General features: G+C 57.8%; 18 protein-coding genes and 1 tRNA gene. 6 read left to right on the top strand and 13 right to left on the bottom strand.

Features of this window, described 5'->3' with window-relative positions; genetic code table 11:
- Nucleotides 1–138 precede the first annotated feature (138 nt).
- A complete protein-coding gene (locus JNB91_RS24825; RefSeq protein ID WP_220328158.1) occupies nt 139–1533 on the top strand; it encodes a hypothetical protein in 1395 nt (464 codons plus the stop codon).
- Here JNB91_RS24825 and JNB91_RS24820 read toward each other — a convergent pair.
- From JNB91_RS24820 to JNB91_RS24805, 4 genes are all read right to left on the bottom strand, one after another.
- Nucleotides 1524–2438: a glycoside hydrolase family 16 protein gene (locus tag JNB91_RS24820; protein ID WP_220328157.1), complete on the bottom strand. Its 915-nt coding sequence runs from the start codon at nt 2436–2438 to the stop codon at nt 1524–1526. The two genes, JNB91_RS24825 and JNB91_RS24820, sit on opposite strands and share 10 nt — an antisense overlap.
- 356 nt (nt 2439–2794) lie before the next feature.
- Entirely contained in the window at nt 2795–3103 is a 309-nt protein-coding gene (locus JNB91_RS24815) for a hypothetical protein (protein WP_220328156.1), read from the bottom strand.
- A 387-nt stretch (nt 3104–3490) separates the two neighbouring features.
- On the bottom strand, nt 3491–4738 hold the full coding sequence (locus JNB91_RS24810) for a polysaccharide biosynthesis/export family protein (RefSeq protein WP_220328155.1): 1248 nt from the start codon (nt 4736–4738) through the stop codon (nt 3491–3493).
- 102 nt (nt 4739–4840) lie between these two features.
- Nucleotides 4841–5965: a glycosyltransferase gene (locus tag JNB91_RS24805; protein ID WP_220328154.1), complete on the bottom strand. Its 1125-nt coding sequence runs from the start codon at nt 5963–5965 to the stop codon at nt 4841–4843.
- A gap of 279 nt (nt 5966–6244) precedes the next feature.
- On the opposite strand from JNB91_RS24805, the gene JNB91_RS24800 reads away from it, so the two are divergent.
- From JNB91_RS24800 to JNB91_RS24785, 4 genes are all read left to right on the top strand, one after another.
- Nucleotides 6245–6943 (top strand): sugar transferase, encoded by a 699-nt coding sequence (locus JNB91_RS24800; protein WP_220328153.1) that lies wholly within the window; start codon nt 6245–6247, stop codon nt 6941–6943.
- Between the two features lie 220 nt (nt 6944–7163).
- Complete coding sequence (locus JNB91_RS24795) at nt 7164–9203, top strand: glycosyltransferase (RefSeq protein ID WP_220328152.1); 2040 nt, start codon at nt 7164–7166, stop codon at nt 9201–9203.
- A complete protein-coding gene (locus JNB91_RS24790) occupies nt 9200–10846 on the top strand; it encodes an exopolysaccharide biosynthesis protein (protein WP_223218373.1) in 1647 nt (548 codons plus the stop codon). Before JNB91_RS24795 ends, JNB91_RS24790 begins: the two co-directional genes overlap by 4 nt.
- A complete protein-coding gene (locus JNB91_RS24785; RefSeq protein WP_220328151.1) occupies nt 10843–11937 on the top strand; it encodes a glycosyltransferase family 2 protein in 1095 nt (364 codons plus the stop codon). The genes JNB91_RS24790 and JNB91_RS24785 overlap by 4 nt, the downstream gene beginning before the upstream one ends.
- Nucleotides 11938–11950: 13 nt before the next feature.
- Here JNB91_RS24785 and JNB91_RS24780 read toward each other — a convergent pair whose 3' ends face one another.
- From JNB91_RS24780 to JNB91_RS24755, 6 genes are all read right to left on the bottom strand, one after another.
- On the bottom strand, nt 11951–12775 hold the full coding sequence (locus tag JNB91_RS24780) for an ABC transporter permease (RefSeq protein ID WP_223218372.1): 825 nt from the start codon (nt 12773–12775) through the stop codon (nt 11951–11953).
- A gap of 20 nt (nt 12776–12795) precedes the next feature.
- Nucleotides 12796–14142, bottom strand: coding sequence for a KpsE/RkpR family capsule polysaccharide export protein (locus tag JNB91_RS24775; RefSeq protein WP_220328150.1), 1347 nt, complete (start codon nt 14140–14142; stop codon nt 12796–12798).
- Nucleotides 14143–14144: 2 nt separating this feature from the next.
- On the bottom strand, nt 14145–14804 hold the full coding sequence (locus JNB91_RS24770; protein WP_220328149.1) for an ABC transporter ATP-binding protein: 660 nt from the start codon (nt 14802–14804) through the stop codon (nt 14145–14147).
- Nucleotides 14801–15571: an ABC transporter permease gene (locus tag JNB91_RS24765; RefSeq protein ID WP_220328216.1), complete on the bottom strand. Its 771-nt coding sequence runs from the start codon at nt 15569–15571 to the stop codon at nt 14801–14803. The genes JNB91_RS24770 and JNB91_RS24765 overlap by 4 nt, the downstream gene beginning before the upstream one ends.
- A gap of 185 nt (nt 15572–15756) precedes the next feature.
- Nucleotides 15757–16113 (bottom strand): hypothetical protein, encoded by a 357-nt coding sequence (locus JNB91_RS24760; RefSeq protein WP_220328148.1) that lies wholly within the window; start codon nt 16111–16113, stop codon nt 15757–15759.
- Between the two features lie 64 nt (nt 16114–16177).
- Nucleotides 16178–16471 carry a hypothetical protein gene (locus JNB91_RS24755; RefSeq protein ID WP_220328147.1) on the bottom strand — a complete coding sequence of 98 codons (294 nt, stop codon included), beginning with the start codon at nt 16469–16471 and terminating at the stop codon, nt 16178–16180.
- Between JNB91_RS24755 and JNB91_RS24750 the strand changes: the two genes are divergently transcribed.
- Nucleotides 16444–16520 (top strand) — tRNA-Pro (locus JNB91_RS24750). The two genes, JNB91_RS24755 and JNB91_RS24750, sit on opposite strands and share 28 nt — an antisense overlap.
- A 69-nt stretch (nt 16521–16589) precedes the next feature.
- On the opposite strand, the gene JNB91_RS24745 is transcribed toward JNB91_RS24750, so the two are convergent.
- From JNB91_RS24745 to cysD, 3 genes are all read right to left on the bottom strand, one after another.
- Nucleotides 16590–17480 carry a hypothetical protein gene (locus tag JNB91_RS24745; protein ID WP_220328146.1) on the bottom strand — a complete coding sequence of 297 codons (891 nt, stop codon included), beginning with the start codon at nt 17478–17480 and terminating at the stop codon, nt 16590–16592.
- Nucleotides 17481–17697: 217 nt separating this feature from the next.
- Nucleotides 17698–19215, bottom strand: a complete 1518-nt coding sequence (gene cysN, locus JNB91_RS24740) for a sulfate adenylyltransferase subunit CysN (protein ID WP_220328145.1) — start codon at nt 19213–19215, stop codon at nt 17698–17700.
- 1 nt (nt 19216) lies between these two features.
- Nucleotides 19217–20054: sulfate adenylyltransferase subunit CysD (gene cysD / locus JNB91_RS24735; protein WP_220328144.1), on the bottom strand; the 838-nt coding region annotated here is incomplete at its 5' end.

Raw genomic sequence — 20054 nt, 5'->3', positions numbered from 1 at the left:
AAAAGTGGGAACCGGTTTTGTGTCCGGAATTGCGCTAAAACAAAGAGATAGATCGGTTTCGCGTTTCGAAGAAAAGCGGAAATGGTCTAGGGTGAGGGGGCGTCGGACACATCTGGCCAGAACGGCGGGGTCTCAGCGATGAGTATCCCCCCCATCGGCGTGCTGACGCTTATCATCGGCATTCTCTGCCTGATATCGGGTTATCGGGCGACAGCCATTGCCTTCGGCGTCATGACCGTGTTCGGCGGTGCTGCTGCGGTCATGATCGGTGGAGCCGGCATCCAGCCCGGCCACCTCTTCGTCGGGTTCCTGGCGCTCGCGACACTCTCCTATCGCGAGAACATGAAAGTCGCGCTTAATGCGCTGGCCTTTCCTCAGCCCGCCTTCTGGCTGGTCTGCCTTCTGACCTATGGCGTGATTGCCGGTTTTTTCGCTCCGCGATTATGGGCGGAAACGATGAACATCATCCCGCTCGGCTCGTCGGAATATCCGGAAACCGGCGGCGCTGTGCCGCTTGGCCCGGTCTCCAGCAATCTCACCCAGGCCATCTACAACACGGCCAACATCGTCACCTTCGCCATGATCGTTGCAATGGCCTCGACCGTGGCCGGGTTTCGTGCCGCGACCGGCACGGTTCTCGCATTCGCATCCGCCAACCTGTTCTTCGGCATCGCCGATCTGGTCACTTACGGCACGCCGATCCAGGAACTCTTCAGCTATATCCGCAACGCGCCTTACGCCTTCCACGACGAGGCGATCGTTGCCGGCGTCAAGCGCGTCGTCGGCTCCTGGCCGGAAGCCTCGACATTTGCCGGCGTCAGTTTGGGCGTAGTCGGCTTTACCGGCACGATGCGCATCTGCGGGCGCTACAGCAAGCTCACCGGTTTTCTGTTTCTCCTGACCTCGGTCATGGTCATCCGATCGACCTCATCCGCCGGCCTGTTCGGCCTGCCGGTCTGCCTCGCAATCCTCTACGTGACCTGTTTCTTCCGCTGTGGAGGCCGGTCCGGCACCCGCATCAGCGGCGGCATCGTGCTCTTCGCGCCGATCATCGTTCTCCTCATCTGCATGATGATCGTGATGAACGAAGACATTTTCCGCCAGCTCTACGCTTATTTTGATCTTCTTCTGTTCAGCAAGGCGACCTCGGCTTCGGGTATCGAGCGCGGCATGTGGAACGCTTATGGCTGGAGCAACTTTATCGAGAGCTACGGTCTCGGCGTCGGGCTTGGAACGGCCCGTACATCGAGCTTCGTCATTGCCCTTCTCTCCAATGTCGGCATTCCCGGCGTGATCTTCTTCGGCCTCTTCTTCCTTTCCGCCTTCTATACGAGAAGGGGAACGCCACGCACATTCGACGATGATGTGCGGCTCGCCGGCCGCAATGGTTGCCTCTGCATCCTGATCGGCGCTTCGGTATCGGGCTCGACGGTCGATACCGGCCTCCTTTTCTTCGTCATGGCAGGGCTTGCGACCGCTGTGCCGGCGCCGGAGCGCCAGGCATCCTTCTCACCCGTGCCGGCTCAGGCGTAGACCTTCACATAGTCCACCCGCATCGATGTCTCCTTGTCGTTCTCAAGCAGCGGCTCCGGATAGGGCACGTCCGCGCGCAAAGCCAGCGTCACCAGTGGCCAGAAGACATCCTTGTTGGCTTTCATTTCGTCTGCGCGACTGATCGTCCAGACGGTCGGCCTGCCGGTTGCGGGATCGATCACCGGCTCCCGCTCGAAATACGGCCTGCATTCGGTCTCGGTGACCAGCATCCCGTATCGGCAATATTGGGTCGTCATGTCGACTGGTGTCTTGATGCCGACTTCGGCATGCCGTTCGCCGGGCTCACCCCATTCGTGCAGATAGGCCCCGTAATTGCTTGGCTCGAAACCCTTCTGTTCGACGATATCGATTTCGATACTGGTCTTGGGAAAAAGAATGCTGCGCCCATTCATCAGCCAGAAGGCCGGCCAGGTGAGGGGATGTTTGGGAAAGATCATCCGTGTTTCGAAATAGCCTGTCCGCCATCCCCTCATGATCGTCCCGTCTCCGCGGGCAGTCTGCAGGTTGCCGGAGATCCACTGCTGCTGCGGCTCCTGGTTGCCGTAATAATGCGGTACGGACATCTCCTTCCCGATATATTTAGCCGAGATTTTCAGCGCCTTGCCATTTGCCGTCGCTGCATCGTCGACGATTTCGTAAGGGTTGAAGCCTTCTTCGCCGATGCTGCGGGCAAACGCCGAGCGCCCGTAGAAACCGGGGTCGAATGTCGTCGCTTTCCGCCCGGCTTCCCAAATCGTCCAGTCGATCGCCCTGAACTGCTCGTCGAAAATCAGGCGACGCCCGCTCGTCGGGTCCCCGGCCGCAACCGCCCGGCTGCCGAGCATCGCTCCCGCACCAGCCAGTACGGATGCCTTGACGAATGTTCTACGTGGCAGCTTCGACATCTCGGATCCTATTGGGCAAGGGGTTTCAGATCTTATGGCAAGCCTGCAATTGCGGAGTGATGAAGTAATGCTGTGCACTTAAACTAGATTATACTTGAGCATGTGACAAAATAAGTTTTTCATCGGGCTGTGGCGCGAGTAAGTCAAAGCCGCAATTCTTTCCGATAGAGTAGAACGACGATGGATTTGGCGTCTATCGAAAATGCGCGACGATACGCATTTTTGATCGCTCGGCTGAATGATCTGGATGAAAACGCGAATTTGCAGATAAGGCGGGCGAGGGCCCACGTCACTGGCGGTGAAGTTCACCGGCGGATCCCGGCAGACCACATCCAGAGCAGCGCGCGCCTATAGACTTACGGCTGCTGCTGGTCGTGGAGATATTTGCTGCCGGCATCCAGTTCTGAGTGACGGATCCTGGCTTTTTGTGCTCTCGTATGGATGACATAGCGCGCCACATGCGATGCAATATAACCGGCGCAAAGTGCGGCGCTCAGCATCATGATCCACAGCAGAGCGGATACAATCGAAAAGCCGGTGGCAATCGCGGTAACCAGATAAACGATCGCAACGAATACCGAAAGCACGGTAAAGACAACGACATGAAGCCAGATTCCGCAAACGGCGCCGATCGCGGCGGAGAGGATCAGGATCCAAGTAATCATGCATTACTCAATTTTAATTAGTGTTTTCTAATATTAATATCGCATGCCGGCCCACCTCCGATCAAGCCCCGCCTGCCGTAGTTATGAGTTTTCCTCTCCATTAGAGCCTTTCCGGGTTAAATTGAACCATTCTGTTGGCTCAAACGGAGTCGGATGGTCGTCCGGCAGGCGCGCGTCGTAGCCTAAGCATACGGCCAAGCCGGCCGGACGATCAGGCGGCCCGTTTCAGCCAACCCGAAGGGCCGGGCATCTTTCCGCCAGGATCAAAGGCGATCGGCTCGACCGTACCTTCGGGTATGCCCTTCGCCAATCGCCTTTGCCCTGACGAAAACCTGCTCCGGCAGAATGGTTCAATTTAACCCGGAAAGGCTCTAAGGTTGACGCCGGTTATTGCGAGGCGCTGCCGTTTTGCGCCAGGTTGTTCAACTGAGGCTCCACGCGGATCAAATCGCCGGGTTGCACCGGATCGTCGTCCTTGACGACGAAAGTCTCTGACACCCCATTGATAGTGCGGCTGATCTTGGTGATCGTGCGGGGACGGCCATCGGCGCTCAGCGCCGATAGCGCTGCCGGTGATCGCATCTCGATATTCAGCAGCAAGGCCTGCGACGTTTTCATCTTCTCTTCATTTGCCGCCAGCTTGTCTCTGAGATCGGAGGCTTCCGTCAGCGCGGCTGCCTTGAATTTCTCCACAACCGCCAGCGCATCCTGATCAAGCTTGGTCAAATCCTGCTGTGTGGTCAAAAGTGCAAGCGATACGTCGAGATTGCGGCTCTCGAGATCCGCAAGGTTCTGGTTGGCGCCGAGCTGGCGTGACGACACGGTCAGGCCTTGCGACACGAGCTTGTTGACCGAGCTGAGATCCTTGTTGGCAAGATCGATCTGCTTCGTCAGCGACGCTTCCTTCTGTTTCAGCCCTTCAATCTGGTTCTTGGCGAGCACTTTGGATTGTTCAAGCGCCGAGAGATCCGAAGCCATCGATCTCAGATGGCTGTCGAGAAGCGCCTGCTCGTTGCGCATCACCTGCATCACCGCGGCCTGAGATGAGCGGTCCGTCAATTCCCGCGGAAAATTGATCTTGCTGTTGTTTGCCAGCATGGCGTCGACGCGCGCCTGCCTAGCCACAAGGCCCAGGCGTTCCGCTTCGAACCCGCGCATGTCTCCCTGATTGACCAGCGCCTCACGCTGTACCTCCATGACCCTCGGATCGATACTTCCGGTTCCGCCTGCCATGCTCAGCGCCTGTGTCACGGTCAGGCCGGGCAGGAAGTTGAATTTTCCGGGCGTTCCGACGGCCCCGGTGACGAAGAAGGGCCGATAGCTGGAGATTTCGATGGAAGCGTTCGGCTTCTTCTGAAGCCCGATCTGCGCCTGCAACTGTTCACCGATGATGTCGGACACTTCTTCAGGCGTCTTGCCGGCCACCGGGATGGTCCCGACGATCGGCAGTGACAGCGTTCCGGACGCCGATACGGTAAATTCTCCCGTCAGCGGCACCCATTCATAGGCAATGCCGGCGCTTGGCCGCCATTCGAAGACACGGATCTTCAAGACATCGAGAGGCCCAAGCAGATAGGTGGCCGCCATTGCGGGACTGAAGGCGGATGCAAACATGCCTGCCGCAAGTGCAAGCATCCATGCGCTTGCGGAGAAAGAAGAGATTGCTCTGCGGCGGCGATGACAGGAAGAATTGGTATGCGTCACGGTCCCGATGCTCCTTCTGCTATTTCACCTGTTTCACGCTATCTGTGCGGGTCTGACGGCCGGCGGCGGTTCCGTGCCGAGCGCCCTATAAGCGAAGTTACTGAATTTCCGGATGAAGACAGGCGTCGCAAAATCGGCGGCGCGCGTCACTGCATCGGCGGGATCGAAGTCCATGCGCTCCAGCCGGTCAATGGCGTCTATCAGCGTCTCGACCGATTGATCATTGAAGAAGACGCCCGTTCTGCCATCGATGACGGTTTCGGTGGCGCCGCCGCGTCCAAAGGCAATCACCGGACGGCCGCTTGCCATGGCCTCCAGAGGCACGATACCAAAATCTTCTTCACCGGGAAAGATGAGGGCTCTGCACCGGGCGTAGTGATACTTGAGAACATCAAAGGATTGTGACCCCAAGACTGTTACGGTCGGGCCGGCAATCTTGCGAATATGGTCCAGCATCTCGCCGCCGCCGATAACGACAAGCTTTTTCTTCGTCAGATTGAAGGCCTGCACTGCCAGATCGGGCCTTTTATACCCGACGAGTTCGCCGACCATCAGATAATAGTCGCCCACTTCCTGCATCGGCACCGGTCGGAAAGCCTGGGTGTCGACGGGCGGATGGATGACATCGGCATCCCGCCGATAGTAGCTTCTGATGCGGTTGGCGACCGTGACGGAATTGGCGGCAAAGTGATCGACGCGGCTTGCCGTGCCGATATCCCAGGCCCTGAGGCGATGTGCAAGCGGCGGCATCATCAGCCGCGTCATTAAACCTGACTTCCGATAGTATTCGTGGTACATATTCCAGACATATCGCATCGGAGAGTGGCAGTAGCAGATATGAACGGCTGGAGAATTCGGAATAACGCCCTTGGCAGGCCCGGATTCGCTACTGATGACAAGATCATATTGACTTAGATCTAATTGTTCCAGCGCCATGGGCATCAATGGAAGATACTTTTTATACATCCGTTTTGCATAGGGCAAAGAATTGATGAAGGTCGGATAAATTGTGTGTGAATTGATCGCGGAAGATATGGAATCTTTGTCATACACATGTGTGTAAATGTCTGCCTGCGGATAAATCTTGCAGATCGCCTCAAGGACTTTCTCGCCGCCCCGCATCCCGACGAGCCAATAATGAATAATTGCCACGCGCATGAACAACCTCACGAGAATCGTTATATTCTCTGAACCGTAATATTTCTGCAGTTCTTAGGATGAGACGCGATATTTTTCATGTCTCAAAGAAAAGCTGGATTGATCCGGTCCGGAAAGCATCAAAGAAGACTTTCTGGATATTCACTCATTTTTCAATAAACTACAGTCAATAAATATATTGTCAAACTTTTAAGCATTTGTTAGCAATAATTAACAGTGTTAAGCAGTGCATGCAAACCGACTGATCTTTAATCACATCTGCTGATATGGAGTGCGTCAATGCGTGACGTTAATGCAAACGCCAATGAAACTGGCGTACAGAGATTGTTTGCTTCAGAAAAGATAAAGTTAAGACTGTCTCCAAGGCTATCTTTTACCTCAAAAAGAGCTTTGGACGTTGCGGTATCCGCCATTGCATTGCTTGTTCTTACTCCTTTGATGTTGATGACATCCATTGTTTTGCTTCTGATCCAGGGAAGGCCGATCTTTATTGCGCATAGAAGGATCGGACGTGGCGGGGGGATGTTCCCGTGCCTGAAGTTTCGGACGATGGTCAACAATAATGAAGAGTTGCTTGAGAAATACTTGGCTGCCAATCCGGCGGAGCGGGCTGAGTGGGCTGCAACGCGCAAGCTGAAGAACGATCCGCGTGTCACGCCATTCGGCGCATTTCTGCGCAAGAGCAGTATCGACGAGATCCCGCAGCTCATCAATGTTGTGCTGGGGCATATGAGCATGGTGGGCCCACGCCCGATCGTTCCGAGTGAATCTGTCTATTACGGTCAGAATTACGCTGACTATATCCGGGTGCGCCCCGGCCTTACGGGCCTGTGGCAGGTGAGCGGACGCAGTGATGCGGATTATGTCAAGCGCGTCCAGCTGGATTCACTCTATGTCGCCAATCATAGCCTCGTCGGTGATCTGGTGATCATGGCGAAGACGATACCTGCCGTCCTGAATGCGCGTGGAAGCTATTGATCGGTCTCGCTCATTGGTTTCAGGCGCGCCGTTCCAGCCCTGGTTGCGTCTAGCCGATCCGCCTGAAATGGTCGGCTTTTCCCCTTCCCGGATTAACTATTTCAAATATTAGTTACTGCAGTTCAGTTTTGGTGTGCTAGTGTTGTTGGTGTCCCTGCTGTTTTTACTGGGGAGCATTTCAACAATATTTTCTGTTGCAGGGAAGCGTTGGAATTGATCGATGGTCCTAAAGCATAATTTCGCAGTGAATGGTCGCTTTCTGACCCAGACGCCGACCGGCGTGCAACGTTATGCCTTGAATGTACTCAAAGCACTGGACGCAGAAAGTGACGGCAGCGCGATCATTCCGCTTCTTGTGCCTCCGGGGGCTGCCGATCCGACGCTCAAGTCTTTCAAAAGACATGAGATCGGAGGCCGTTTCAAAGGCCATGCCTGGGAACAGTTCGCCCTGCCGCTAAAGTGGCAGGGGCGTTTGCTCAACCTGTGCAACACGGCCCCCGTTCTGAAACGCGAGCAGATCGTCTGTATCCATGACGGCAATGTCTTTGCCGCTCCCGATAGCTACAGCCTCGCATTCCGCACAGCCTACAAGTCGATCCAGCCTGTTCTTGCGAGGCGTGCAACGAGAATTGCAACCGTTTCCCATGCGTCTGCCCGCCAGCTTGCCCGCTATCTGCCGATCGAGGCCAAGGATATTGCTGTCCTGCCCAACGGCTACGAGCATGTGCTTCAATGGCAACCGGACGCGGCGGAGACTGCACCCGGCATCGTGCTGTCCATCGCCTCGCGCTCCCGCCGTTATGTCTTCGCGCTTGGCTCGCGTGCAAAGCACAAGAACCTGTCTCTCTTGTCGAAGATTGCAGGCGAGCTTGATGCGCTCGGCATTGATATCGTCGTCGCAGGCGGGGATTTGGGCATTTTCAGCGAAACTACCGCTGAGCAGCAACCCAATATCATCATGGCCGGCCGCGTGTCGGATGATGATATCGCCTATTTTCTCAAACATGCCCTATGCCTTGCCTTTCCATCGCTGAACGAGGGGTTCGGCCTGCCCGTTGTCGAGGCGATGGCTTTGGGATGTCCCGTCATCTCCTCCTATCATTCGAGCATGGCCGAGGTCTGTGGCGATGCCGCATTGATGGCCTCTCCCTTTGATTCGGGCCAATGGGTCCGCCATGTCGAGACCCTGAAGACTTCGGCCTCGGCGGCAGACGACCTTCGTGCAAAGGGCTTTGTCCAGATGCAGAAATTCTCCTGGCGCGAGACTGCCGCCGGATACAGGGAATTGCTGGAAAAACCGACGACGCGTCTTGCGCCTGTCCAGCCCGCCGCACCGCCTCTTGCAAGGGTTGCGGTCGCCATCGCCACACGTGGTCGTCCGGCCGTCGTATCGCAAACCCTGCGCCATCTTCTGGCAACGCAGACGCTGGCTCCCGAACGGGTAATCCTGTCCTGCGTCGAGCGCAGCGATGCGGGAGATCTCGTCGATGACGATCGTGTCGAGATCATCACCGGAAAGCCGGGCCTGTCGGCGCAGCGTAATGCGGTCCTTGATCATTTGCCGCAGGGAATTGACGTCCTGGTCTTTCTGGACGACGATTTCGTCGCCGACCCCAACTGGCTTGCGACCGCGGCTCGTACCTTTGCGGATGAGAGCAGTGTCGTCGGGTTTACCGGTCGCGTGGTGGCCGATGGCATCAAAGGCCCGGGCATACCGTTTGCGGAGGCGATCAGGCTGGTCGATGAAGCTCCGGTAAGTGGCGGCCCGGTCTGGGAGCGTCCCTTCAGCCCCTATGGCTGCAACATGGCATACAGAGTGTCGGCCATAGGCGATAATCGCTTTGATGAGCGTCTTGTTCTCTACGGCTGGCTGGAGGATCGGGATTTCGGTGCGTCGCTGGCGAAAAAAGGCGGGGATCTGGTCAAATGCGCTGAAGCCTATGGCGTTCATATGGGGGTCAAGGTCGGCCGGGTCAGCGGCCAGCGTCTCGGATATTCGCAGGTAATCAATCCCGTTTATCTACGTCGGAAGGGAACGATGACGACCAAACAGGCGATCGGCCAGATCTGGCGCAACATGTCGATGAATTTTGCAAAATCCCTGGCACCGGAACCGTTCATCGATCGCCGGGGCAGGGTGAAGGGAAATCTGACAGCTTTGCTTGATCTTCTCCGCGGGCAGATCAATCCGGAAAAGGCAGCCTCCCTGGAAGTTCCGCAGGCCAAAATCGAACGCCTCGGCGGAGGTGTTGCACGATGACTTTTGACAGACCGGGTCCCGTCGAGCGAGCGTCGCGCATCTGGCCGCTGGATAACGTGCAGAAGGACAACAGGGTCGATGGCCCGGTCATGTTCCTGAAGCTGGTCTTTGCCATTGCCTGGCAATACAAGATCCGGCTGCTCGCCTGCATGTTTTCCGGCATTGTCGTGGCGGCGCTCTACGCGCAGTCACTGCCGCGCACCTATGATGCGACGGCGACCATGCTGCTGGAGCCGCGCCAGTTCGCCAATGCCACGACCTCGGTATTGCAGCAGGGACTGGATCTGAACAGCGCCGAGAGCGAGTTGCAGATCATCCTGTCCGAACGGCTTCTTTCCGGCGTTTTCGAAAGCCTGAAGCTCTATGAAAGCCCCGAACTCGCGCCCAAGCCCGAAGGCGTCTTGAAGTCGGCCATTCTCGGCGCGATCAATCTGGTTCGAGCGACCTTCTCGGGGCAGCCGAATGAGAGCGACGCTTCCACGCTGACGCAGAGCCCGGAGGAAAACCTCAAGCGCATCGCTTTTGCCAATTTCGTCGAGCGGGTATCGGCCCGCCGTGTCGGCCAGTCCTATGTCGTTGCCGTTGGATATTGGTCGACGGATCCCACGCAGCCTGCGCGTGTCGCCAATGCGATCATTTCGGGTTACATCCTGCAATCCGTCACATCCAAGGAGCAGATTGCCAGCGCCGGAACGGAAACGCTGCAAGGCCGGCTCGATGTCCTGACGGCCCAGATCGAGACGGCCACCCAGGCGATGAAGGAGGGCACGCTGCCCAAGGCGGCAACGCCTGATGCCGATGCCAAGATTACCGGCGCAGCTCTGCCTCCGCTTGCACCATCCAGTCCCCGGACTTCGCTCATCGTCGCATTCGGTGGCATATTGGGCCTGTTTGTCGGCATGGCGGCGCTGGCGATGAGCATGGCTTTCGATCGAAAGGTTCGTGGCCCGAAGGATCTCGAACTTGAAACCTCGCTGCCCTGCATGGCGCAGATCCCGGAAGTCGGCGGCCGGTTGCAGCTGGCGACGCGGGTAGGCGCCGGGCAGCGAATGCAGCGCCATTCGGTGGCGATCCGTGATTTGCGCACGCTGATCGATATTTCGCACACTCACAAAAAGGGCGAGAAGAATGCCGTGATCGCGCTGGCGGGCTGTTCGAGGGACGCTGGCGGATCGGCCCTTACGCTCAACCTTGCCGACATGCTGAAGCGAAGCGGGCGGCCGGTAACCGTATTCTGGTGCGGCGAGCAGACCAGAGGTGTTGCGGGTGGTCCCCTGGCGTCGCTTGCCGATGCCGCGATTTCGAATGCCGATATCGCGGATATGGTCTTCGAGCAGCGGGATGGGATTGCCATTCTACCGGTCCTTTCTCGTGACGAGGTGACCAACGTCTATTCCAATTTTCGCCATCCGCGCATCCGCGAGATCATCGAGGCTGCCCGGCAGAAGGGGGATGTGATTATCGACCTGCCGGCATTGGACAGTTCACTCGATGCTCTTTCATTGGCCTCTCAGGTTGATGTGGTCGTGATCGTCACGCGCTGGGGCCGCACCACGCGGGAAGCGGTCAGGAATGCTGAACTGCAATTGCGCAGAGCTGGCGCCAATCTCGTCGGTTACATCATCAACAGGCAACGATCATGAGTGACCATGCTGCCCTGAAACCCTATAGGATTGTGGCGGCGGATTTCGGCAGCAACGTTTCCGTGAGAAAACGGCGTGTGCGCTCTCCCAGGCTGGCGGTCATCGTCACCTGCTGGAATTACGCGGATTACGTCGGCGATGCGATAGAAAGCGTCATAAGGCAGGGGCACAGGGATTGCGAACTGGTCGTCATTGACGACGGCTCGACCGATAATTCCTGGAGCGAAATCCGGCGGACAGGTGTGCGGGCCTATCGCACCGAAAACGGAGGGCAAAGGCTCGCCTGCCTGCGCGGCCTGCAGGAAACGACGGCGCCGTTCGTCCTGTTTCTCGATGCCGATGACGAGCTTATGCCCGGCTCATTGACCGAAATCCTCTCCCGTCTGGACGAGGATGTGGCCAAGCTCCAGTTTCCGCTGCTCAGAATGGATGCGCACCGACGGGTTATCAGTGGCCCGGTACCGCCGCTTTCCGATTTCCGGGGGCGGGAGCTGGCGGAACATGTCTTGAAGACGGGCGATTATACAAGCCCGCCCACATCCGGAAATGTGTTTCGCCGGGATGTCTGCCAATTCATCAAGGATGCCGATTACGAACGCGCCGTCGATGGCGTCATCCTGTTCGTGGCGCCGTTCATGGGTGATATCATCAGCCTCTCCAAGCCGCTTGGCCTCTATCGCGTCCATGACCGCAATGATTCCGGTTTCGGCAACGAACTGAACCCCATCCCGCTCAAGCGTGAGGCGGAGCGCTTCGAGAACAGGCTGGAGCATTTGCGCCGGCTTTTGAACGAGCGGGGGCTTGGCTCCCGGTTGGTCACCGCGGATCGCGCCTATTTCTATCAGGAAAGAAGCTTCTATCTGGCGATCGCCAACAGCATGCGTGTCGGCCTGCGTCAGTTTCTCTTTCTTCTGTCGCTTCTGTGGCTCTACCCGTATTCCGCCAAGATCAAATTATCGATGACGCTCTTCTTCGTCCTGACCTTCCTTTTGTCTTCCGAGCGGGCGAAGCGCGTCGTCAATTACCGAATGCAGGCGCATCGCAGATCCGCCCTCGGCCTGATCAAGTCGATATTTCGCCGAAAGGCTTGATGGCAGCCTGGCCCTATTCGCGTGCGCGAGCGACGGGGAAGACGGTAAATAGAAGCATCCCGACAAACAGAAGGCCTGCCGAGGTGGTGATCAGAAACGGCATGTCGAGCCCGGTGTCTCCGTGCTGGACATAAAAGCCTTCGCGGAACAGCACGACGACCTGCGTTATGGGATTGGCCAGAAGTATGTCCGAGAACGGATGCGGCATATGCGACGGCACGTAAAACACGCCTGAAAGCAGGAAGAGCGGGCGCATGACGATGTCGAAGATCTTCTGGTAGAGCGGAAACTTGAAGAAAAGCACCGTATTGCCGAGCGCGACCCCAAGCGCCATGATCCAGGCAAAGGCGGTCGCTTCGACGATATAATTCCACTGGATGGTGATCGGCTGGTTGGTCGTCCACGTTGCTGCGTAGAGAATGACAAAGGCCACCACACAGGACGTCATGGCCTGTAGGATGAACCGCCCCGCTACGGCATCGAAGGGCGAAACCTTCGGATAGCTCATCAGCGCCTTGTTGCCGCTGACAGCCGAGGCGAGATAACCTTCCATGTTCTTGTACATGCTGAAGGCGAGGTAGCCAGTGGCGTAAAACAGCGTGAAGCTGGTCCCAAGCGCTGGCAGTCTTCCGAGAGACCCAAGCAACAGCGACATCAGGCCGATGAAAGCCACGGGTTCAAGCAGTGCCCACACATATCCGCCCGGGCTTCGGCCGTATCGCGTGGCGATTTCACGGATCACGAAGGCGGTGACGATGCGGATATGGGTCATCAGATAGTTCAAGAGCGTGCCTCGTCTTGAGACGACGAAGGCAGGCGCCGGCGGATCGGATCGCATTCCGTGGCCGGCATCTGCCGTTAGTGCCGGTCGCGAATATTGTAGAAGACCATCACAGCGACACCCCAGAGCAGCAGTCCTGCCAGCGTCACCAGGATCGGGTTCAGCAGGCGATGCGGATATTGCGCCATCTGCGACAGCGTCGGCTTGATGAACACCGCGAGATAACGCTGTTTTGCGCCAGCCTCGACCCGCGCCTTTTCGAGCGAGGCAAGCGATGCGGTATAGGCGCGTTCGGCAAACTCGTTCTGCGTCTGGATCGATTCGTACAATGCGATACGGCCGGCCACGTCGGTTGCCTGTCCGGTTGAGCGTCCAGCCTTGCCGGAAACGCCGCTGCCGAAACGCTGGCGTTCCTGCGCGATCTGGTTTTCAAGGCTGGAAATCTGCGAACGGATCACCCGCACACGCGGCGTGTTTGCACTCATCTGGTTGAGCGCGGTCGAAAGTTCTGTTTTCAGCTTGACCAATTGCTCTTCGAGCGAGCCGATCAACTGGGCCGCAAGCTTGGCGCCTTCGACAGGATCGGCTTCCTGCGATGCGTCGCGATAGCTTCGAAGCGAAGCGCGGGTCTGCGTCAGGCGGTCTTCCGCGGTCTGAACTTCGTCGCGCGCGGTTCTCAACACTTCGTTGCGGGCGGTCAGCGACAGGTCGTTGATCAGCCTTTCGCTCTGGGAGATGACGAAGTCGGCCACCTTCTGCGACATTTCAGGGCTGAACGCCTTCACCTGCAGGTCCATGATCCCCGAGGTCTGGTCGAAATTCACCGTGATCATGTTCCGCCAATAGGCAAGCTTGTCTTCGATCGGCATATCCGGGCTGATGCCGTAGAAGAAATCCATGCCCTGGCGTGCAAAGATCGCATCGAGACCGAAAGCCTCGTCGACCATCTGCACCATCCGTTCGCTGAGGATGAAGTCGACAAGCACATAGGAATCCGAAAGCGTGCTGCCGGCCGAGCTCTGCGTGAACATGCCGAGAAGGTCGCTGGACGGCGCGGCTTCGATGCTGCGGACAGAGAAGGACGAGAAGCTGTGATACTGGTCGGCCGCGATAAAGGCCATGTAGCCGGTGCTGACGGTTGCCGGCACCGCGACCAGAGCGAGAAAGCCGCCAACAATCGCCATGTGCCGCGTTTTCAGCGCTGACAGCCAGCCGCGCTTCGCAGGGACTGTCGAGGCGGGATCCACCGTGATTTCCGGAGAGGCCGGATGAGCGGGCTGTACCGGCTGCGCCGGTACGGAAGCGGGGCGCTCGAGCAGCGATTCCAGCAGGCGCAGGTTTCTGCTCTTCGGCGCGGGGTTTCCATCCGCGGAGTGCAGCGCAACCTGATTGCCTGATACGGTGTTCTGAGCCGTCTGGTTCAAAGTCAGTGCCTCTTCATATTGCTTTCATGCACGGCGATGGCCTCGTTGATGTCATCGTAGTAGGTCATCTGCCCATTTTCCAGAACGATCCCGGTCTGGCAATAGTCACGCAACGTTCCCGTGCTATGGGATACCATGATCACGTCGGAATTGCTCAGCTTTTCCTTAAAAGTCTGCTGCGACTTCCGCTTGAAGTTGGTGTCGCCCACGGCGGTGATTTCGTCGACGAGATAATAGTCGAAATTGATTCCCATGCTGACGCCGAATGCCAGCCTTGCCTTCATTCCCGAGGAATAGGTTCTGACCGGCGCATGGTAGAATTGCCCCAGTTCGGCGAATTCGGCAACATAGGCAACCAGCTCGTCGGTATCCACGCCATAGATGCGGGCAACGAAGCGGACATTCTGCTCGCCGGAAAGATTGCCCTGGAAACTGCCCTGAAAGCCAAGCGGCCAGGAGATTTTCCCCTGCCGGATGATGCGGCCGCGGTCGAGTTCCAGCGTGCCTGCGATAATCTGTAGCAGGGTCGATTTTCCAGCGCCGTTGCGGCCTAAAAGCCCGATGCTCTTGCCGCGCGGAAAGGTCACCGTCACGTCGTCGATGATCATCTTCCGCACACCCTTCATGCGGACTTCTTTCGTGGCGCGTTCCAGTCGGATCATCGATCTCTCAGCCTTCCTCTGGATGTCGTAAACAGCACGAGCCCCAGGAAAACGAGGCAGGCGGCGACAGTCCAGACATAGAACCCGTCATATCCGGCAGCGCGATATTGCGGATAGAATCCGGTTCTGAATTGCATGACGATATGAGCCAAAGGGTTAAAAAGTACGATATCCCTGGCAATCGGCGGCAGCGAATCCGGCAGGAAGAACACACCCGATACGAGGAAGAGCGGGCGCGTGACGATGCCGTAGAGCTTTTCGTAGATCGGATACATCACGAACAGCACCGCATTGGCCAATCCTATGCCGAGTGCGAGCAGGCTTGCCATGGCAATCGCTTCCATGATCGGCGGCAGATGGATGGAAACCGGATGGCGGACCGTAAAGACGATATAGCCCAGCACGACGATGGCGACGATCGTTGTCGTCACAAGCTGCAGCACATAGCGCGCGGCCATCGTGTCGATCGGTGCAACGCTCGGATAACTGAGCAGCGCCTTGTTGCCGCTCACCGCACTGTTCAGATATCCCGCCAGCGCCTGATAGAACTGGAAGCCGATATAACCTGTGGCGAAGAACAACGGAAAGCTGGTGCCGAGCGGCGGCAGATGCGCGATCGCCATGAAGATGACGGACAGAAAGACGATATGGCTGACCGGATCGAGGAAGGCCCACAGATACCCACCCGGCTTGGCTCCGAAGCGCGTCGACATTTCGCGCATGACCAATGCGCTGACGACACGAGCGTGAGTTGCGAGATAGGTCAAGCGCGTCTGGAAACCCTGGTTGATGAAACGACCGGAAACTGACGCCAAATTATGTCAAATCGGCGGTTTATGCTACCGGAAATGATAGCGTATCCAGACCGGTAGCTGATTTGTCCATCATTGCCTGGGAATTTGAAGGGGAGCGCGGGCGAAAAAGCCCGCCGCTCCTGAAGGATTGACGCTGCTCAAGCGCCGGCCAGAAGTTCCTGGCAATAGCTCGGTCCGGTTGCGCCAGGGCGGTCGGACGTGATTTCGATATTGCGGATCGTATAATCGGAAGACACGGTGATCTTTGCCGCGCAGCTGACGCTGGCGCTTTTGCCGTTCTCCAGCTTGATGCGCTTGTAGCCGCCGCGCCAGCTGTAGATGGTGCTCGAGCCGGATGCGACGTCATCGATCGGCGGATTGTACTTGGCAAAAAACTCGCCGGCCGAGTGGCCGACCCAGCGCTTGGAGATCGGGCTGTCTGAAATGGTGACGGTCGTGCAGCTGGAAAGCGCAAGCGCGAGAAGGGCGGTCGATGCGATGAGGCGGCGGCTCATGATCCGTGAAAATCCTTGGTTGGTAGCTTGGTGTGATGGCTGTCTGTGCCCCGGGAGGAGGGCGTCACCTTCCAGCTAGCAGATTTTCCAGCCGCGTCACGCCATTAGAGGTCGGCCCGGCATCAAAATCCCAAACCGCCGCTTTTTTGCAACGGATCAGCGACGGTCGGAGAATGCTTCCTGTCTGAAGCACCGTTTTTTTCCCACGAAACCAGCCCGTGCTGCGGCTCAAGCCCAGGGTGCGACAAACGAAATTCACCTTGTCACATTTTTTTCGAAAACGGTGCTTGTCGAAGGAAAAATGCTGTTCTATAGAGGCGCCACTGGTCACGGAGTGTAGCGCAGTCTGGTAGCGCACCACGTTCGGGACGTGGGGGTCGCAAGTTCGAATCTTGCCACTCCGACCAGTCGAAAAAGCCCGCGTCGCGGGCTTTTTTCTTTTCCAGTCCGATTTTGGAACATTGCAGGCCTGCCGTTTACGCTGCTTGGTCCGTGAAGCTGACGCCGATGAATTCGTTGTCGGCTGTGCGCCTTGCCCGCTCAGTTGTGCCGGGTGTGCGTATCGCGTGGTCATGCACATGCAGGCCGTGGATATGCTCGATCCATTTGGCATTTTTGCAGATGCGTCGTGCTCTGAGCATGTTCCACGGCGCGATCTTGCGCATCTTGTTTTCGTCGTTGAATTCGTTGACCGCCAGCCATTCGCCGACCCAGGGATTTACGGTGATGTCGCCGACGTCGTCGAGATAGATCGGCACCAGCGGCAGGTACTTTTCCGGTGTATCGCGGAACACGGAAAGCGAATCCTTGGCCGATGAATAATAGTCGACGTCCACCGATGCGAAGCCGATCGGCGAGGACGCATCTACCGTCTTGAGGAAAGCCGGCAGTGTTTCGGTAATAGGTCCAAGGATGAGTTCGCAATTGGCTGGAAGGCTTGCCTTCAGCTTTTCATGGTCCATTGGAAAATCGCCTGCGGCATAGGCTTCGGGCAGGTCCCGATAGTCGATCGGCTCGGGCATGCCGGTGCCGGTGTCAAAGCCAACGATACGGAACTCGATGCCGGTAATCTTCGTCACTTCGGCGGCGATGTGGCAGATGTTCACGAGGCCAGCCCCCGCCGCCACGCCGAATTCGAGCAATGTCAGGCGCTTGTAACCCCATTCATTGGCAAGGTCGGCTGCACGCAGAATGGGAAAGGCATATTGCGGTCGCACCACGAGATCGAAATCGACCTTGCGGCGAAATCCACCGAACAAGGCGACGAACGCCGAAGCGATATTGATGTGAAGCGGTTCCGTCAGGCGCTCGACGAAAACACGGGACAATTTGTCTTTACGCAGAATTCTCTTGAAAAGAGGGTTCATCTGTCCGTCTCCCGATCAACGATAACGTCATGTCGTATCGGGAGGCACAATATGTTTCTCGGAAAGGTTGTAAATGGGCTGTCGCTATCTGTTGTCCTGTTCGGACGGATTAGTTGCATCTATGATTACCGCAAAGGGTAAATGCCACGGTTAATCTTTCCATTAAAGCGTGTGTAGGGCCGAGGCAGCGGACGCTGCCTCCGAGCCTAGCTCTGGGTCAGATATCGCTGCCGGCATTGGAGAAAATCTCGGCAGCCTCCGCAGCCGTTAGTCTTCGGATTTCTGCCTCGTCGCGGCGTGATGCGAAGAGTTCGCTTGCCATCAGCTGTTCGGCCAGATCCGCGGGAAGCGACAGTACGACGCGCTGCTCGCCATCCTTACCACGATGAATGCCGCCGACATCGGCGCGCTTGGCCGTCACCATACCGCCAGCAACCGTGTTCAGCGTGTCGGGATCGATCAGGATGAAGGCGCCGGTTGCGCGGTTCTGATCATAGGCATCGAACACCGCCGGTTCTTCGAAGGAAAGATGCACCTTGCCGATCGCGTTCATCGCAAGCTGCGAGGCATGCGGCTTCCACTGGCCGGTCGAAAGATCGAGCTGCGAAGTGGGCTCGATCGTCACCCGCTGGCGGCGTGAGCCGCTTTTCAGCCAGTAACGCTTGCCCGGCTCGATGCCGCCCGGCTGCAGAGCCACGAGCTGCGCATCGAAGGATGTGCCGGTCATCGGCTGGCCGTCGATGGAAACAATCAAGTCGCCGCGCGCCACATCCACCTGCCGGTCGAGCACGAGCGTGATCGCGTCACCGGCAACCGCTGCATTGCGCACGAGGTCGAAGGTGACGATCTGCTTCACGTTGGCGACGGTGCCGGAAGGCAGGATCGCAACCGAGTCGCCCGGTTTGATCGCGCCGCCCGATACCGTCCCCTGATAACCGCGAAAACTCTCACCGGGGCGCACGACGCGCTGGACGGGGAGGCGGAAACCACCAGCCTGCGCCGAGCGGCTGGTGGCAAGTTCCAGCGCTTCGATCAGCGTCGGGCCCTCATACCACGGCATTGCTTCAGCGCCGGAGAGAACGACGTTTTCACCCTTCAGCGCCGACATCGGGATCGCCGTGATCTGCCGCACACCGAGCGCTAGCGCGAATTCGCGGAATTCGGCCGCGATCTTTTCGAACACCGCCTTGTCATAACCGATCAGGTCGATCTTGTTGATCGCCAGCACGAACTGCCGGATGCCCATCAGCGCCGCGATCGTCGCGTGGCGGCGGGTCTGTTCGAGCAGGCCTGCGCGGGCGTCAGCCAGCAGAATGGCGAGATCGGCGGTCGAGGCACCGGTCACCATGTTGCGGGTATATTGCTCGTGACCGGGCGTATCGGCGACGATGAAGGAGCGTCGGTCGGTGGAGAAATAGCGATAGGCGACATCGATCGTGATGCCCTGTTCGCGTTCCGCCTGGAGACCATCGAGCAGCAATGCGAAATCCGGCAGGCCGAGATCGTTTTGCGCGCCACTGTCACGCGCAAGCGTCGCCGCCTGGTCTTCCTTCACCGCCTTGGTGTCCCAGAGTAGCCGGCCGATCAGGGTCGACTTGCCGTCATCGACGGAGCCGCAGGTGATCAGGCGCAGGGGCCGCGTATCGCGCGAAACGCGGGCGGCGGATTCGGCGAAGGGAATGACATTCGCCGAAGCGGCGACGGATGTATTTGTAGCTGTTGCGGTGGCGCTCATCTTAAAAATACCCCTCGCGCTTCTTCTTTTCCATCGAGCCGGACTGGTCGCGGTCGATGGCGCGGCCCTGTCGTTCGGAAACGGTTGCGATTTCCAGCTCCGCGATCACCTCTTCGAGGTTGGACGCCGTCGAGCGGATCGCGCCGGTCAGCGGAAAGCAGCCGAGCGTGCGGAAGCGGATCGATCCATGCTGGATCTCTTCACCGGGAAGCAGTTCAAGCCGCGGATCTTCGGCCAGGATCATCATCCCGTCGCGTTCCACATAGGGGCGTTCGGCGGCGTAATAGAGCGGCACCAGCGGAATGTCTTCCGCCTGGATGTAGCGCCAGATATCGACCTCGGTCCAGTTCGACAGCGGGAAGGCGCGAACGCTTTCGCCCTTTTTGATCATGCCGTTATAGATGTTCCAAAGTTCCGGCCGCTGGTTTCGCGGGTCCCATTTGTGGTCCGGCGTGCGGAAGGAATAGATGCGCTCCTTGGCTCGCGAAGCTTCTTCATCGCGACGAGCGCCGCCGAAAGCCGCGTCATAGCCGCCGGCATCGAGCGCCTGTTTCAGCGCTTCGGTCTTCATCACGTCGGTATAGAAGGCCGAGCCGTGGGTAAACGGCGTGATGTTTTCTGCCTTACCGCGCTTGTTGGTGTGAACCACCAGATCGAGATCGTATTTCTCGGCGATCTGGTCGCGGAACTCGATCATCTCCTTGAACTTCCAGGTCGTATCGACATGCAGAAGCGGGAAGGGGACGCGACCGGGATAAAAAGCCTTGCGCGCCAGATGCAGAAGCACGGATGAATCCTTGCCGATCGAATAGAGCATGACCTGTCTCTTATACACATCT

It is taken from the genome of Aliirhizobium wenxiniae, from assembly GCF_019511445.1.
Taxonomy (GTDB): Bacteria; Pseudomonadota; Alphaproteobacteria; order Rhizobiales; family Rhizobiaceae; genus Neorhizobium; species Neorhizobium wenxiniae_A.
This window is presented reverse-complemented; position numbering and strand designations above follow the sequence as displayed.

Coding starts and splice junctions, on each gene's coding strand:
- JNB91_RS24760 (WP_220328148.1), bottom strand. CDS start 16,113: ATGAGCCGCCGCCTCATCGCATCGACCGCCCTTCTCGCGCTTGCGCTT.
- JNB91_RS24800 (WP_220328153.1), top strand. CDS start 6,245: ATGCGTGACGTTAATGCAAACGCCAATGAAACTGGCGTACAGAGATTG.
- JNB91_RS24815 (WP_220328156.1), bottom strand. CDS start 3,103: ATGATTACTTGGATCCTGATCCTCTCCGCCGCGATCGGCGCCGTTTGC.
- JNB91_RS24790 (WP_223218373.1), top strand. CDS start 9,200: ATGACTTTTGACAGACCGGGTCCCGTCGAGCGAGCGTCGCGCATCTGG.
- JNB91_RS24785 (WP_220328151.1), top strand. CDS start 10,843: ATGAGTGACCATGCTGCCCTGAAACCCTATAGGATTGTGGCGGCGGAT.
- JNB91_RS24810 (WP_220328155.1), bottom strand. CDS start 4,738: ATGCTTGCACTTGCGGCAGGCATGTTTGCATCCGCCTTCAGTCCCGCA.
- JNB91_RS24780 (WP_223218372.1), bottom strand. CDS start 12,775: ATGCGATCCGATCCGCCGGCGCCTGCCTTCGTCGTCTCAAGACGAGGC.
- JNB91_RS24770 (WP_220328149.1), bottom strand. CDS start 14,804: ATGATCCGACTGGAACGCGCCACGAAAGAAGTCCGCATGAAGGGTGTG.
- JNB91_RS24795 (WP_220328152.1), top strand. CDS start 7,164: ATGGTCCTAAAGCATAATTTCGCAGTGAATGGTCGCTTTCTGACCCAG.
- cysN (WP_220328145.1), bottom strand. CDS start 19,215: ATGAGCGCCACCGCAACAGCTACAAATACATCCGTCGCCGCTTCGGCG.
- JNB91_RS24825 (WP_220328158.1), top strand. CDS start 139: ATGAGTATCCCCCCCATCGGCGTGCTGACGCTTATCATCGGCATTCTC.
- JNB91_RS24805 (WP_220328154.1), bottom strand. CDS start 5,965: ATGCGCGTGGCAATTATTCATTATTGGCTCGTCGGGATGCGGGGCGGC.
- JNB91_RS24745 (WP_220328146.1), bottom strand. CDS start 17,480: ATGAACCCTCTTTTCAAGAGAATTCTGCGTAAAGACAAATTGTCCCGT.
- JNB91_RS24820 (WP_220328157.1), bottom strand. CDS start 2,438: ATGTCGAAGCTGCCACGTAGAACATTCGTCAAGGCATCCGTACTGGCT.